At 70.5% G+C, this 14,786-nt stretch carries 12 protein-coding genes; 2 read left to right on the top strand and 10 right to left on the bottom strand.

The genetic code is table 11. The features are described from left to right. The first annotated feature begins 78 nt into the window (after nucleotides 1–78). Both TSH58p_RS19995 and TSH58p_RS19990 read left to right on the top strand, forming a co-directional pair. On the top strand, nucleotides 79–1,737 hold the full coding sequence (locus TSH58p_RS19995; protein ID WP_109071985.1) for a thiamine pyrophosphate-binding protein: 1,659 nt from the start codon (nucleotides 79–81) through the stop codon (nucleotides 1,735–1,737). Nucleotides 1,738–1,852: 115 nt separating this feature from the next. Further along, nucleotides 1,853–3,355: an aldehyde dehydrogenase family protein gene (locus TSH58p_RS19990; protein ID WP_109071986.1), complete on the top strand. Its 1,503-nt coding sequence runs from the start codon at nucleotides 1,853–1,855 to the stop codon at nucleotides 3,353–3,355. A 66-nt stretch (nucleotides 3,356–3,421) separates the two neighbouring features. Here TSH58p_RS19990 and TSH58p_RS19985 read toward each other — a convergent pair whose 3' ends face one another. The 10 genes from TSH58p_RS19985 to TSH58p_RS19940 form a co-directional block, all read right to left on the bottom strand. After that, nucleotides 3,422–3,619 (bottom strand): hypothetical protein, encoded by a 198-nt coding sequence (locus TSH58p_RS19985; protein WP_109071987.1) that lies wholly within the window; start codon nucleotides 3,617–3,619, stop codon nucleotides 3,422–3,424. Nucleotides 3,620–3,785: 166 nt separating this feature from the next. Then, a complete protein-coding gene (locus TSH58p_RS19980; protein ID WP_109071988.1) occupies nucleotides 3,786–4,715 on the bottom strand; it encodes a DMT family transporter in 930 nt (309 codons plus the stop codon). A 207-nt stretch (nucleotides 4,716–4,922) separates the two neighbouring features. Continuing rightward, nucleotides 4,923–5,429 (bottom strand): copper chaperone PCu(A)C, encoded by a 507-nt coding sequence (locus TSH58p_RS19975; protein ID WP_199230217.1) that lies wholly within the window; start codon nucleotides 5,427–5,429, stop codon nucleotides 4,923–4,925. 39 nt (nucleotides 5,430–5,468) lie between these two features. After that, complete coding sequence (locus tag TSH58p_RS19970; RefSeq protein WP_247874244.1) at nucleotides 5,469–5,867, bottom strand: DUF2946 family protein; 399 nt, start codon at nucleotides 5,865–5,867, stop codon at nucleotides 5,469–5,471. 235 nt (nucleotides 5,868–6,102) lie between these two features. Beyond that, nucleotides 6,103–7,770, bottom strand: coding sequence for an ATP-binding protein (locus tag TSH58p_RS19965; protein ID WP_109071991.1), 1,668 nt, complete (start codon nucleotides 7,768–7,770; stop codon nucleotides 6,103–6,105). A gap of 9 nt (nucleotides 7,771–7,779) precedes the next feature. Further along, on the bottom strand, nucleotides 7,780–9,273 hold the full coding sequence (locus TSH58p_RS19960) for an ATPase domain-containing protein (RefSeq protein ID WP_109071992.1): 1,494 nt from the start codon (nucleotides 9,271–9,273) through the stop codon (nucleotides 7,780–7,782). A gap of 294 nt (nucleotides 9,274–9,567) precedes the next feature. Continuing rightward, a complete protein-coding gene (locus tag TSH58p_RS19955; RefSeq protein ID WP_109071993.1) occupies nucleotides 9,568–10,146 on the bottom strand; it encodes a hypothetical protein in 579 nt (192 codons plus the stop codon). A 130-nt stretch (nucleotides 10,147–10,276) separates the two neighbouring features. Continuing rightward, nucleotides 10,277–12,919 carry a PAS domain S-box protein gene (locus TSH58p_RS19950; protein WP_109071994.1) on the bottom strand — a complete coding sequence of 881 codons (2,643 nt, stop codon included), beginning with the start codon at nucleotides 12,917–12,919 and terminating at the stop codon, nucleotides 10,277–10,279. A gap of 102 nt (nucleotides 12,920–13,021) precedes the next feature. Further along, nucleotides 13,022–13,945, bottom strand: coding sequence for a hypothetical protein (locus TSH58p_RS34145; protein ID WP_247874246.1), 924 nt, complete (start codon nucleotides 13,943–13,945; stop codon nucleotides 13,022–13,024). Continuing rightward, nucleotides 13,827–14,687 (bottom strand): hypothetical protein, encoded by an 861-nt coding sequence (locus TSH58p_RS19940; RefSeq protein ID WP_109071996.1) that lies wholly within the window; start codon nucleotides 14,685–14,687, stop codon nucleotides 13,827–13,829. The genes TSH58p_RS34145 and TSH58p_RS19940 overlap by 119 nt, the downstream gene beginning before the upstream one ends. Nucleotides 14,688–14,786 lie beyond the last annotated feature (99 nt).

Genomic DNA, 14,786 nt, shown 5'->3' with positions numbered 1-14,786 from the left:
AGAAAGTCGGTTGCGCGGGGCGGGGCCTGCCGCCAGATTGAGGAGGATTTGAACGCCCAGCCGAGGAACGAGCGCGCTATGAAGACCGGAGGCCAGTTGATCGTCGATGCGCTGGAGGCGCAGGGCGTCGAGCGCGTGTTCTGCGTGCCGGGCGAAAGCTACCTCGCCGTGCTGGACGCGCTGCACGACTCCCCGATCCGCACGATCAACGCCCGCCACGAGAGCGGTGCGGCCATGATGGCGGAGGCCGAGGGCAAGCTGACCGGCCGGCCGGGCATCTGCTTCGTCACCCGCGGCCCCGGCGCCACCAACGCCGCGCCGGGCGTGCATGTGGCGCAGCAGGACTCCACCCCGATGATCCTGTTCATCGGCCAGATCGAGCGCGGCATGCGCGGGCGCGACGCCTTCCAGGAGGTCGACTACACCCTCATGTTCGGCGGCATGGCCAAGTGGGTGGCGGAGATCGACAGCGCCGACCGCGTGCCGGAGATGGTCAGCCGCGCCTTCCACACCGCGCTCGCCGGCCGTCCCGGCCCGGTCGTGCTGGTGCTGCCGGAAGACATGCTGGTGGAGACGGCGGACGTCGCCGCCGCCCGCCCGGCCCAGCCGGTGGACAGCGCCCCCACCCCCGCCCAGGTCGCCGAGGTCGGGCGGCTGCTCGCCGGGGCGAAGCGCCCGCTGGTGATCGCCGGCGGCTCCCGCTGGACCGAGGACGCGGTGGCCTCGCTGCACGTCTTCGCCGAGACGTTCGCGCTGCCGGTGGCCGTCACCTTCCGCCGCCAGATGCTGTTCGACCACGCGCACCCGAACTACGCGGGCGACATCGGGCTGGGCATCAACCCGAAGCTGGTCGCCCTGGTGAAGGACGCCGACGTGATCCTGCTGCTCGGCGGCCGCTTCTCGGAGGTGCCGTCGCAGAGCTACGGGCTGCTCGGCATCCCGGAAACCGGCAAGACGCTGATCCACGTCCATCCGGGGGCGGAGGAACTGGGCCGCGTCTACAACCCCGACCTCGCCATCAACGCCACGCCGGGCGGCTTCCTCGACGCCGTCGCCGGGCTGGAGGCGCCGGCCTCCCCCGCCTGGGCCGGGCAGGCCGAGACCGCGCACGCCGCCTACACCGCCTGGAGCGAGCCGCCGGCCACGATCCCCGGCGACGTCCAGATGGGCGCCGTCATGTCCTGGCTGCGCGACACCCTGCCCGACGACGCCATCCTGACCAACGGCGCCGGCAACTACGCCACCTGGGTCCACCGCTTCTGGCGCTTCCGCCGCTTCGCCACGCAGGCGGCGCCGGTCTGCGGCTCGATGGGCTACGGCCTGCCCGCCGCCGTCGCGGCCAAGCTGCTGCATCCGGAGCGGGACGTGGTCTGCTTCGCCGGCGACGGCTGCTTCCAGATGACCGGGCTGGAGTTCGGCACCGCCGTGCAGGAGGGCGCCAACCTCATCGTGCTGGTCATCGACAACGGCATGTACGGCACCATCCGCATGCACCAGGAACGGGAGTATCCGGGCCGCGTGTCCGGCACCGCCCTGACGAACCCGGACTTCGCCGCGCTCGCCCGCGCCTATGGCGGCCATGGCGAGACGGTGGAGCGGACGGAGGAGTTCGCCCCGGCCTTCGAGCGCGCCCGCGCCGCCGGCCGGCCGGCCCTCCTGCACGTCAGGCTCGACCCCGAGGCCCTGACGCCGAACCGCAGCCTGTCCGACATCCGCGCCGCCGGGCGCCAGCGCTAACCAAAAGTCCCCTCTCCCCTCCGGGGAGAGGGTTAGGGTGAGGGGGTTGCGCTTTTGCCGGACCTCCCCGCCATGCGCCACCCCTCCACCGGTTGCCTTACCGAGGACCTTTTCCATGCAGCACCGCGATCTTCTCTCCCGCCTCGGCCTTGAGCTTCCCGCCGACGGGGCCGGCCTGTCCGTCCGCTCGCCCATCGACGGCGCCGCGCTGGGCGTGGCGCCGGTCACCCCGGCGTCGGAGATCCCGGAGGTGGCCGCCCGCGCCCAGCGCGCCTTCGAGGCGTGGCGCTCCGTCCCGGCGCCGCGCCGCGGCGAGCTGGTCCGCCTGCTGGGCGAGGAGCTGCGCGACGCCAAGGAGGATCTCGGCCGTCTCGTCACGCTGGAGATGGGCAAGATCTTCCAGGAGGGCCTGGGCGAGGTCCAGGAGATGATCGACATCTGCGACTTCGCGGTCGGCCTGTCCCGCCAGCTCTACGGCCTGACCATCGCGTCGGAGCGTCCGGGCCACGCGATGCGCGAGACCTGGCACCCGATGGGTCCCTGCGCGGTGATCTCCGCCTTCAACTTCCCCGTCGCGGTCTGGGCCTGGAACGCCGCCCTGGCGCTGGTCTGCGGCGACCCGGTGATCTGGAAGCCGTCGGAGAAGACGCCGCTGACCGCGCTCGCCTGCCAGCGCATCTTCGAGCGCGCCGTGGCCCGCTTCGGCGACGCCCCGGCGGACCTGCTGCAGGTCGTCAACGGCGGGCGCGAGGTCGGCGAGGCGCTGGTCGCCAGCCCGCTGGTCCCCATCGTGTCGGCCACCGGCTCGACCCGCATGGGCCGCGAGGTCGCGCTGAAGGTGGCCGAGCGCTTCGCCCGCCCGATCCTGGAGCTGGGCGGCAACAACGCCATGATCGTGGCGCCGTCGGCCGACCTCGACATGGCGGTGCGCGCCATCGTCTTCTCGGCGGTGGGCACCTGCGGCCAGCGCTGCACCACGCTGCGCCGCCTGATCGTCCACAAGGACGTGCGCGACACGCTGCTGCCGCGCCTCAAGGCCGCCTACGCCTCCGTTCCCATCGGCAACCCGCTGGAGTCCGGCGTTCTGGTCGGCCCGCTGAACGACAAGGGCGCCTATGAGGGCATGCAGCGCGCGCTGGAGCAGGCCAAGGCCGACGGCGGCGTGGTGACCGGCGGCGGCCGCGCGCTGGCGGAGCAGTATCCCGACGCCTGGTACGTGCAGCCGGCCATCGTCGAGATGCCGGGCCAGACCGACATCGTCCGCCACGAGACCTTCGCCCCGATCCTCTACGTCCTGACCTACGAGACGCTGGAGGAGGCCATCGCGCTTCAGAACGCGGTGCCGCAAGGCCTGTCCTCCTGCATCTTCACCACCGACATCCGCGAGGCCGAGAGCTTCCTGTCGGCGTCCGGCAGCGACTGCGGCATCGCCAACGTCAACATCGGCCCGTCGGGCGCGGAAATCGGCGGCGCCTTCGGCGGCGAGAAGGAGACGGGCGGCGGGCGCGAGTCCGGGTCCGACGCCTGGAAGGCCTACATGCGCCGCCAGACGGCCACGGTGAACTACTCCCGCGCCCTGCCGCTGGCCCAGGGGATCAAGTTCGAGATCGCCGGCTGATCCGCGCCATCGGCGTGAAAGAAGAAGGCCGCCCGTTCACCGGGCGGCCTTTTCTCATGGGAAGGGTCAGAAGGCTTCGCGCTGAAGCCGCCTTGCGGGTCGTTCGGGGGAGGTGTTGCGGCGCAGGTGCTCGGCAATGGGGGTGAGCTGTGCCAGAACCTGCTCGTGGGTCAGGCGGTCCCGGCGCAACACGGCCTGGACCACGGGATCGTTCAACAGTTCGGCAACGCGGCAGCGCCACGTCTGCTTGGGCAGTCCGTTCATTGCTGTTCTCGTTGCTTGTGGATGAAAAAACGCCGGCCCTCACCGGCAGGCGTACGGTACGCGGAGCATGTTACAGTTCGACGCATACGGCCCGTGATATTTCGGGTACCTGAACGTCCTGTGTACGTGCCTCCGGCATAGGGAACTCCTGGGAAAAGGGGCTGGTTCAGCCCCCCTTCGCCGCCTCCTTCACCACGTCCTTCGATGCCGCCTCGCGCGCCCGCACCTGCTCGCGGTGGAAAATGTAGATGCCGGCGGCGACGATCACCAGACCACCGGCGAGGGTCGAGGCGCTGGGCGGCTCCCCGAAGACCAGCAGGCCGTAGAGCACCGCCCAGATCAGCGTCGTGTAGCCGAAGGGCGCCACCGTCGCCGCGTCCGCCACCGAGTAGGCGCGGATCAGGCAGTAATGGCTGCACGCCCCCAGCGCGCCGAGCATGATCATCAGCGCCGCCCCCGTCAGGTCCGGCGTCGTCCAGCCGAAGGGCAGCAGCAGCCCGCAGAGCACCGTCCCGGCCATGCTGGTGTAGAAGAAGGTCGTCAGCGTGGAATCGCCGCCGCGCAGCAGCCGCGTGACGATCTGGTAGAGCGCGTTGCACAGCGCGGCGGCCAGCGGCAGCAGGATCGCCCACTGGAAGACGAGGCTGGCCGGGCCGATGATGATCATCGCCCCGATGAAGCCGCCGAACACCCCCAGGGAGCGCCGCCAGCCGACCTTCTCCTTCAGGAGCGGAACGGACAGGACGGCGACCAGGACCGGGGCCACGTTGGCGATCGCCGCCACATCGACGAAGGGCAGGATCTTGTAGGACACCGCCGCCAGCAGGGTCAGCACGGCCAGCAGCGTGGAGCGCAGGATCTGCATCCCCGGGCGCCGGGCGATGAGGTGGCTGGGGGAGCGCAGCGCCACCACGACGAAGGCGATGGCCAGATGCACCGCGAAGCGCGCCCAGGCGACCTCCGCGAAGGGATAGGTCTGCACGAGGACGCGCAGCGTCGCGTCCTGCGTCACGAACAGAAGCGTGGTGAGCAGCATCCAGGCGATGCCCGCCCGCCCGGAGGAGCTGGCGGAGAGCGCCTTTTCGGTGGCGGTCATCGGGCGGCGCTCATGGGGGAAGTCATGGGCGGGGCGTTCCTTCCTGTGGCGCGCCGGCCTTCTGCCGGACCGGCGCGCCACACCCTGCGCCCATGGGGCCGGACGGTCAAATGCGATGCTGGTATATCAGTACCGACCACCCTCAACACCGACCGCCGGTTGCGGCCGCGCCGGCCCTTGGCGACAGGCCGGCGCGGCGCGTGCCCGTCAGTGCTTGTGCTGCGTGCCGCCGGCCTGCGGCCCGCCGGCACCGCCGTGGGACGGCGCGGCGGACCCGGCGCTCTGCACGTCCACCTGGACGGTCACCGGCCCGGCCTTCTCGAAGGTCAGCGTCAGCGGGAACGCCTTGCCCGGAGCGAGCGGCTGCTTCAGGCCGAACAGCATGACGTGCAGGCCGCCGGGCTGCAGCGCGGTCGGCGAGCCGGGCGACACCTCGATGGCATCGACCTGGCGCATCTTCATGACGCCGTTGTCCATCAGGTGGGTGTGCAGCTCCGCCTTGTCGGCGACGGGCGTGCTGGCCGACAGCAGGCGGTCGCTGTCCGGGCCGTGGGTGCTCAGCACCATGTAGGCCGAGCCGTTCGGGGCCGAGGGCGCGGTGGCGCGCGCCCAGGGATGTTCGATGTCGACCGGCCCGGCCTTGAAACCATGGGCCAGCGCGGTGCCGGCGGTCAGGGCGATCAGCGCGGCGAGCGCCACGGCGTGCTTCTTCATGATGACGGTGTCCTGCAAAGAGAATGATGAGTCGAACGGTCACTTGGTCGGGGCAGGACGCGTCATCGGCGGGGCACGGGCGTTCGGGCGGAAAACGCTCCGGCGGCGGAGCTTGCGGGTCCGAAGGGGAAGCGCGCGCAACGCCCCGGACAGGCGCGGCGGCGGAACGGCGACATCCGCCGGGGTCAGCATCGCCGGAGGCGCGCAGCCAAGCTGGCAGCCCAGGCAATGCTCCAGATCGTGCTTGGGCTGATCGGGCGCGGAGGGCATCCGATCCGACGCCCCGTCCGGCCCGCACATCGACGCCGCCCAGAAGGACTGCGCGAGACCGGCGGACAGCATGGCGACCGCCTGCCCCGGCACCTGGGCCAGGATCAGCAGAAGGACGGCGGCCAGCGCCGCGGCCAGCCCGGATCGCCCGCGGGACGCAGGCGCCACAAGCGCGGCGGCGCCTCCCTCGCGATGCCCGCTCGCCCCGCCCGGCTCCCCGCAATGGAGAGGGGAGGCCGATGGCCGTGCTGACGTTGCTCCGTTCAAACCGGTTCCCATTCCACCCACAGGACGGATGACCGGTTGTAGGCGATGTGCGTGGAGCTTGTCGAGTTGCCGCCGTTCACCCGCCCAGGTTCACTCGCCCCGGTTCGCCCGCCCCGGTTCGCCGACCGGCGCGGCGTCAGGCCGAATCCCCGTCCAGCAGGGCGCGGACGGTGGTCTGCAAGGTGTCCACGCCGACCGGCTTGCTGAGCATCCGCGTGCCCGGTCCAAGGCTGTCCGGTTCGAGAGCGGCGTAATGCGCGTAGCCGGTCACGAACAGAACCTTCAGCCCGGGACGGAGCCCCCGCGCCAGGGTCGCCAGATCCCGCCCGGTCATTCCGGGCAGCCCGACGTCGGTGACCAGGAGGTCGATCGCCGCGTCGGACTCCAGGATCGCGATCGCCGACTCGGGTTCGGCGGCCTGCAGGACGTGGTATCCCTGCCCTTCCAGAGCCTCGACCCACAGCATGAGGACAAGGGCCTCGTCCTCGACGACCAGGATGGTTTCATCGTTGCGGGACCGGTCCTGCGGTTCCGCTTCCGCAGCGGGGGCCGCGCTGTCGGCGCCGTCCACACCGTCGTGCTGCGGAAGATACAGGCTGACGGAGGTGCCGCGGCCGGATTGCGACCGGATCGCCGCGTGCCCGCCCGATTGACGGGCGAAGCCGTAGAGCTGGCTCAGGCCGAGGCCGGTGCCCTGGCCGATCGGCTTCGTCGTGAAGAAGGGCTCGAAGGCCCGCTCCAGGACGTCCGGCGGCATGCCGATGCCGGTGTCGGTGATGCGGAGCAGGACGTAGCGTCCGGGAAGAATGTCCCCCTGCGGGTCGGAGACGGTCTCGTCGAGGACGGCGTTGCTCGTCTCGATGCGCAGGCGCCCGCCGTCCGGCATGGCGTCGCGGGCGTTGATGGCGAGGTTGAGCAGGGCGCTTTCGACCTGATTGGCGTCCGCCCAGGTCCGCCAGAGCCCGTCGGCCAGCACCGTCTCCACCCGGATCGACTCGCCGACGGATTGCTGGATCAGGCCGCTCATGGCGGCGACGAGGGCGTTCATGTCCAGGCTGCGGGGCATCAGCGGCTGGCGCCGGGCGAAGGCCAGAAGATGCCGGGTGAGCGCCGCGGCGCGGTCGCCGGCCGTGACGGCCATGGCGACGTGCCGCAGCAGCGGGTCGTCGGCACGCAGCGTGGTCTGCAACCTGTGCAGGTTGCCGAGCATGACCTGCAGCAGGTTGTTGAAGTCGTGGGCGATCCCGCCGGTGAGCTGGCCGACCGCCTCCATCTTCTGGGCCTGCTGCAACGCCTCCTCGGCCTTCCGGCGCTCCTGCATCTCGCTTTGCAGGGCCCGGGTCCGCTCCGCCACCCGGCTTTCCAACTCGTCGTTGGCCCGCTCGATGTCGGCCAGAAGCGCCCGGGTGCGGTATTGGCGCGAGCGGGTCCGCGCCGCGGACCGCGCCGCGCTTTGCAGCGCCTCGGCGTGCAGGGGCGGGTCCAGCAGCGTGACGTTGCCGAGCCGCTGGAGCTGGGCCCACCGCGCCTTGCTGGCCGACCGGTTGCCGCGCGCGGTGAGCACCAGAACGGGCAGATCCGACCAGGGCGGCTGGGCCTCCAATCGGGCGATCAGGGGCTCCATCCCCGCCCCCGGCAACGCGCCTTCGGAGAGGATCAGCGCCGTGACGTCCTGCGCCAGGCCGTCGCACAGGGCCGGCAGATCGGCGCAGATCCGCGCGGTCATGCCGACCTCGTCCAGCACGAGGCGGATGACCTCCGCGTCCCGGCCTTGCGGGGCGAACACGAGGATCGGGGCGTTCATGCGCTGCGGTCAGCCCGTCCCGCTCCGCCCGCGCAGCAGCGGGTCCGACGAACCGCCATAGCTGGGCACGCCGGTGAGCACGCCCTGGAACTCCAGAAGCTGCGGACCGACCTGCATGCCGTCGGGGAACAGGCGGAATTCACGGATCGCCAGCTCATGGATGCCGGTGCGCTTCTTGACCACCGAGATCGCCTTGAGCACCTCCCCCGCCGCCTCGAAGAAGCGCAGCAGGACCACCGTGTCGCTCATGAAGGACAGGTCCACCGGATTCTGGATGTCGCCGACGATGCCCTGCTGGGCGAGGATGAGGATGGTCACGACGCCCTGGTTGTTCAGATAGGACAGCAGCTCGTGCATCTGGAGGATGAGCGCCTGTTCCTCGGGCATCGTGCTGAGATAGGAATTCAGGCTGTCGATCACCACGACGCGCGCCTTCTCGTCCTCCACCTGACGGCGGACCTGCCAGACAAACTGGCCCGGCGACAGGCGCGACGGGTTCGCGCGCTCCCAGCCCAGTTCCCCTTTGCGCACCGCCTCCTCGATGTCGATGCCGAGCGCGGTGCTGCGCAGCGCCAGGGTCTCGAAGGATTCGTCGAAGGAGAAATAGGCGGCGTGCTCGCCGCGGCGCACCGCCGCCATGACATATTGCAGGGCGATCGACGACTTGCCCACGCCCGACGGGCCGACGAGCATCGTCGTCGTGCCCCGCGTCAGGCCGCCGCCCATCAGCTCGTCCAGCCCGCTCAGGCTGCTCGACGCCACGGTCGGCTCGAACCGGGTCTTGTGCTCGTCCGCGATCAGGCTCGGGAAGATCAGCACGTTGCCCGGCGTGATGGCGAAATCATGCCAGCCGCTCTGGTACTCGGAGCCGCGCATCTTGGCGATCCGCAGCCGCCGCCGCGCCGCGCCGTAGGAGCGCTCGATCTGCTCCAGGCTGACCACGCCGTGCATCAGGCTGTGCAGCTCCATGGAGCCGGTCTGGCTGGTCAGGTCGTCCAGCACCAGGGTGGTGCACTGGCGTCCCTGCAGATACTGCTTCAGCGCCAGGATCTGCCGCCGGTAGCGGAGCTGGTCCTGGGCGAGCAGGCGCAGCTCGGACAGGGAATCGATCACCACGAGGTCCGGCTTGTCGGCCTCGATCCGGTCGGTGATCAGGCGCATGGTTTCGCCCAGTTCCACCTCGGACGGATAGAGCACGCTCTGCTGGCGGTCGAGTTGCGCCTCCAGCGGGACGAGTTCGAAGATGCCGATGCCGTCCAGCGACCAACCGTGGCTTCTGGCCGAGGCGCGCAGCTCCGTCTCGGTTTCCGACAGGGTCACGTAAAGGCCGCGCCTGCCGTCGCACAGCCCTTTCAAAAGGAACTGAAGCGCGATGGTCGTCTTGCCGGTTCCCGGCGCGCCTTCCAGAAGATGAAGCCGCGCGCGCGGCAGCCCACCCCTCAGGATCAGGTCGAATTCTGGAATTCCGGTCAGGATCTTGTCCGTCTTGGTCGGCTCCGACACCCAGGTCTCCTCTTGGTCTGGCCCGCTGGCAGCGCCTTGCGCCACGCGCTGCCATGATGGTGAACGGCCCGAACGCCTGGACGGACGGACAAACGCGCAGCCTGGAGAACATCCGCGCCCCGTGGACGCGGCTCCGCCACCATCAACCCAATGCCGGGGCTCCTGTTCCTTTGTGCCTTCGGGATGCCGACCGTCGGAGATGCTTGCGCGTCACCGCGGGTTACCGCGATGTTGGGCGGTTGCCGCCCGAACGATGCATGGGCTTGACTTGGCCGGCCTTTACCGGGGCGGCCTTTACCGGCCCGCCCCCAGCACGCGGCGGCGCTTGGGGTCCGGACCGAGCGAGCGGATGAAGGGCGGCAGCCCGCCGGCGGACCGGGTGTTGAAGGCCGCCTTCGGCGTATCCTCCGCGCCCGCCGTCTCCACGACCATCTCTTCCGGAGCCACCGTGGGGCGGAAACCCCGGGCGATCCACAGCGCGAAGGCGCCGGACAGCAGAAGCAGCAGCGGCGGGACGGCGGCGCGCAGGGCCCAGGGCCACAGGACCTCCGCCCGGCGCGCCCAGCGCTCCGCCCAGAAACGCTCGGCGATCGCCCGCACGCGCTCCTCGCCGAGGTCCGGCGGGGCGGCCAGGGTGGTGCCGTCGGGGAAATCCGTCCGCGCCACGACTCCCCGCCGCACCCCGTCCTCCACCACCGCCTCGTCGGCGGTGTAGTGCTGCGGCAGGAAGGCGTCCCTCGCATCCGAATAGGCGTAAAGACCGGCGAACGGGTGGCGTCCGTGCAGATCGGCGGCGGCGAAGGCGGCGACCACCGCCCCCCACAGCAGGGCGGCGGCCAGCCAGCCCCGCCACAGGCCCTTGCTCCAGTTCATGTCCCGTTTCCCGTCTTCCCCAAGGAGGCGGAAAAACTAAAGACCCGGCCGGCGGGCAGCCAGGGTCAAAAACCGGCCTTCGCGAACCGGACCTTCACAAACCGGCCCTTTACAAACCGATGGTTCCCGGTCAGGCCGCGGGCTTCAGCAGTTCGCGCAGGATGTGCGGGGTGATCGGCTTGTGGACGAGGCGGAAGCCGGCGCCGCGGATTTCGGTGATGCGTTCGGGCGCGGTGTCGCCGGTCAGCACCACGGCGGGGATGCGCACGCCGCAGACGCCGTGGATGTCGCGGATCGCCTCGACCCCCGTCCGCCCCTCGCGCAGGCGGTAGTCGGCGATGATGAGGTCCGGCAGCCGGCCCAGCCCGTGCAGCAGGTCCACCGCCTCCTCCGCCGACACGGCGGCCACCACCTCGTAGCCCCACTGCTCCAGCAGGGTGCGCAGGCTGAGCAGCACGATGGCCTCGTCGTCGATGACCACCACCAGCCCCTGCCCGTCGTCGTTGGCGCGGTCGGGCGCGTTGCGGCGCAGGACGGCGCGGGCGCGCACGGAGGGAAGCTCCACCGAGAAGACGCTGCCCCGTCCGGGACGCGAGCGCAGGGCGATCGTGTGGCCGAGCAGCCCGGCCAGCCGCTTCACGATGGCGAGGCCGAGCCCCAGCCCCTTGGCGCGGTCGCGCTCGGGGTTGCCGATCTGGAAGAACTCCTCGAAGACGGCCTGCTGCAACTCCTCCGGCACGCCGACGCCGCTGTCGGCCACCTCGATGCGCAGCGCGCCGTTGCGGCGCCGGCAACCGACCACGACGCCGCCCCGCTCGGTGTAGCGCAGCGCGTTCTCGATCAGGTTGCGCAGGATGCGCTCCAGCAGCATCGGGTCGGTGCGCGCCCACAGCGAGGTCGGCACGACCCGCAGCCGGAGCCCCTGCCCGTCCGCCTGCGGCCCGTATTCCGTGGCCAGCCGGTCGAACAGCGGTCCCACCGCGCATTCGGTGACGCTGGGCTCCACCGCCCCGGCGTCGAGCCGCGACACGTCCAGCAGCCCGTCCAGCAGGAGCTTCAGCGCGTCCAGCGAATGGCCCATGCTGGTCACCAGCTCGTGGCCGGGATGGCCATGCAGCTTGTCGCCCAGCACCTGCGCGAAGAAATAGAGCGACTGCACGGGCTGGCGCAGATCGTGGCTGGCCGCCGCCAGGAACTGGGTCTTCGCCCGCTCCGCCTTCTCGGCGCGGGTCTTTTCCCGCCGGGCCTCGTCCGCTGCGGTGATCGCACGCTCCATCGCACGCTCCGCCGCCTCCTTGGCGGCGAGCAACGCCTCCGCCGCCGTCCTGCGGGCGGTGATGTCGCGCACGATGCCGGTGAAGCGCACCTCGCCGTCGGCCTTCCATTCGGCGACCGACAGCTCCAGCGGGAACACCGACCCGTCCTTGCGCTGGCCCGTCACCTCGCGCCCGATGCCGATGATCCGCCGCTCCCCCGTGCGGTGGTAGCGCTCCAGATAGCCGTCATGCGCGCTGCGGTCGGGATCGGGCATCAGCATGCTGACGTTGCGGCCCATCACCTCCTCCGCGGCGTAGCCGAAGATGCGCTCGGCGGCGCGGTTGAAGCCGTGCAGGACGCCGGCCCGGTCGATGACCACGATGGCGTCGACCGCCGTGTCCACGATGGAGCGGTAGCGCGCCTCCGCATGGGCGGCGGATTCGCTGGCGCCGACCAGCGCGGCGCTGGCCTCGGCCAGGACGCGGTGCAGATCGTCGATCTCGCGCACGGGCACGCCGCCGTCGTAGCGGATCGGCCGCCCCTCCATCAGGCTGGCGCCATGGGCGGCCAGTTCGCGGACGGGATGGGCGAGCCGCCGCGCGAAGACCGCCGCCGACGCCAGCGACACGCCCAGCAGGACCAAGCCCAGCCCCAGCGCCAGCACGACCGTGCGGTTCAGCGGGTTGAGCACGGCCTCCGTCGGCGTCGCGGCGACCAGGGTCCAGTCAGCGAGCTGCGTGCGGTGGAAGGCGCCGATGATCTCCACGCCGTCCAGCGTGGCGCCGCGGTAGTTGCCGGTGTCGGCCGTCCCGCGCGCCTTCAGGAACCAGTCCGGTACCCCCCGCCCCACATACTTCGCATGCTCGCGCGAGCGGGCGGCGATCCGGTTCTCGCCGTCGATGATCGCGGCGATCAGGCCGGACCGCGTCTCGAAGCCCTCCAGCAGGGTGCTCCACGTCTGCGGGTCGACCACCGCCGACAGGACGTAGCGCAGGCCGCCGTCGCGCAGCACCGGCACCATCACGGCGATCATCGGACGCTCGGCCGCCGTCGCGGTCACCAGATCGGACACCGCCGGCTGACGGGTCGCGGTCAGCCGCTGCATCGCGTCGCGCTGGGGCACGTCCGGCAGGGGGACGCCGTGCCGGACCGCCGTGTTGACGATCTGCCGCCCCGACGGCTCGATCAGCGCGATGCTGGTCCAGGACGGATGCTGCGTCAGCGCCAGCTTCGCCCGCTCATAGAAGCCGGCGGGATCGTCGGCGGCCAGAGTGTCCGTGCGGGACAGCGCCCGCAGCGCCTCGATGGTCGCCCCCAGTTCCCGGTCCACGATCAGGGCCAGCGCTTCCGCCGTGTCCGACATGTTGTCTTCGACGGCTTCCCGCTGTTGCTGCACCAGCCAGCCGATGAGCATGCCGCCGAGCAGGAGCATCGGCACCAACGTCACGAGCACAAGCCTCAGCAGGTACCCGTGCAGAGTCATCGGTTGCTGACGGAACACCGTCTTCAAAGGCATGGAGGGACAATCCGAAAGGTTCGGGGCACAAACAGATTATTGCATCTTGCTCCGCCCTTTCGTGCTTCGCCACCGGAATCTGAAACGATGGGATGAGACTGATTATATAGGCGTTACCCTGTTGGAATAATAAAGGGTCTGCCAAGCTTCCGTTCCACCCCCTTGGCTCGCTCCACAGTCATGGAGCCGCTTGGGTTCTCGGGTTGAACTTTTTATGCGCGGTCGCTTACTGAAAAATGCGCTGCCCTGTCCTTCACATACCCTGGTATGAGCAGAATTGACAGACCGATCCCTTGTGAAGATTTTGGGGATGACCGGTGTCGTCTGAGGCAAAGGCGGCGTGGGAGCCAAGTCCACTTGCGGATCGTCCGACGTGGCGGCGATCGGGGCGGAAACCACTGCCGGATGCGGCGGGATCGTCGGCGTCGCCGGAGGGGCGGCCAGGGCGGCGGCCTGCTGGTGGCGGGCGGTTTCCGCTTCCTTCTCCTTCTGATGGCGGCGATGGGCGATTTCGCGGGCGCGGATCTGCTGTTCCTGGCGCAGGGCCATGGCCAGCCGGCGCAGGGGCGCCGTTCCGCCGGTCACCGAAGCCTGGCCGGCGGCGGCGCGGAAGTCGCCGACCGTGGGAAAACGCCGGTAGCCGGAGCGGAAGGAGGACCAGACGCCGCGGAAACCGGCGATCCAGTCCTCGGCGGGCCAGCCGGCCATCTCGAGAATGTCGGCCTCCAGCATATCGGCGTCCGGAAGCTCCAGGCCGAAGCGGGCCGCCAGCTTCTCGATGCCGGTCAGCACATTCTCCACGCCGATGGCCGGGCAAGCGGTTTCAAGGGCGGCCTCCACCCGCTCGGCCAGCGCCCCGATCTCCTCCGGCGTGCGATCCGCGATCTCGAAGCGCAGGTCGGCGCGCTCAAGCCGGGCGAGCGAGGCGATCGCGCAGGGCAGAGAGGACGCCGGCGTTGCGGGCAGCCACGCCATGTCCGGCGTCGGCGGAGCGGCGCTGGCGGGAAAGCTCGGAGAGCTGGCGATCAGGGCTGTGACGGTCATTCTGGTCGCTCCGGTTGGAGGGGCGGCGGGAAGTGGTTTCAAAGGGGACGACGGTGCCTTCGGGCCGTTCGCCGTCCGGTGCCGCGGCGGGGGCGACCAGTTCGCGGGTCACCCATTTCCGCCAGGCGCCCGACGGGTCGGCCGGGCTGTAGCCGTTGCGGGCGTTGGCCTTGCGGCACCAGGACACGAACTTGCGGGTCACGGCGGCCGGATCGACCTCCGGACGGGTCTCCGCGGCCCAGGCCAGATCGGCGGCGTCCGGCTGCCAGTCCTCGGCGAGGGCGTCTTTCGCCGGGGTGTCTCGGTTCCTGATGCCTGATGCCCCAACCGATCCCCCCGCCCGGAAGGAGGAGGAGTTTTGAGAATCAGGATTCAGGGGATTCCCTGTCCTTAGGAGTCCGTCAGCCGGCTGACCGGTGGTGTCGGCGGGCCGACCGGAAGAGTCGGTGTCCTGCGCGCCCACCAGGGCATAGACCATGCCGCGGAAGCCGCGTTCGCGGCGGGCTTCCACCAGGGACAGGTCCGGCGCCTGCAGCTTCGTCAGCACGGCGGACAGCCAGGGGCGGCTCTTGCCGAGTTCGGCGGCCAGCTCGTCCTGGACCAGACCGGCGCAGACGCCGGCGGCGTCCGCACGCGCGTAGAGGCCGGAGAGCACCGCGATTTCCGCGGCTCCGACGCCGGGCACAGCGATCCATCGCCGGTACAAGGTCGTGTACGGGGTCATTGTCTTCCCATGATCCAGCGCTTCGATCCCGGCGGAAGACAAAGCGGGAGCGTCAGTGGAATCCGCGATTCCACTTGGTTTTCCGAACCTGCCCTGGCA

Origin of the sequence: Azospirillum sp. TSH58, assembly GCF_003119115.1 — a bacterium.
In the GTDB taxonomy this organism is placed as follows: domain Bacteria; phylum Pseudomonadota; class Alphaproteobacteria; order Azospirillales; family Azospirillaceae; genus Azospirillum.
The sequence above is the reverse complement of the archived record's forward strand: the minus strand, read 5'-3'. Positions and strand labels throughout refer to the sequence as shown.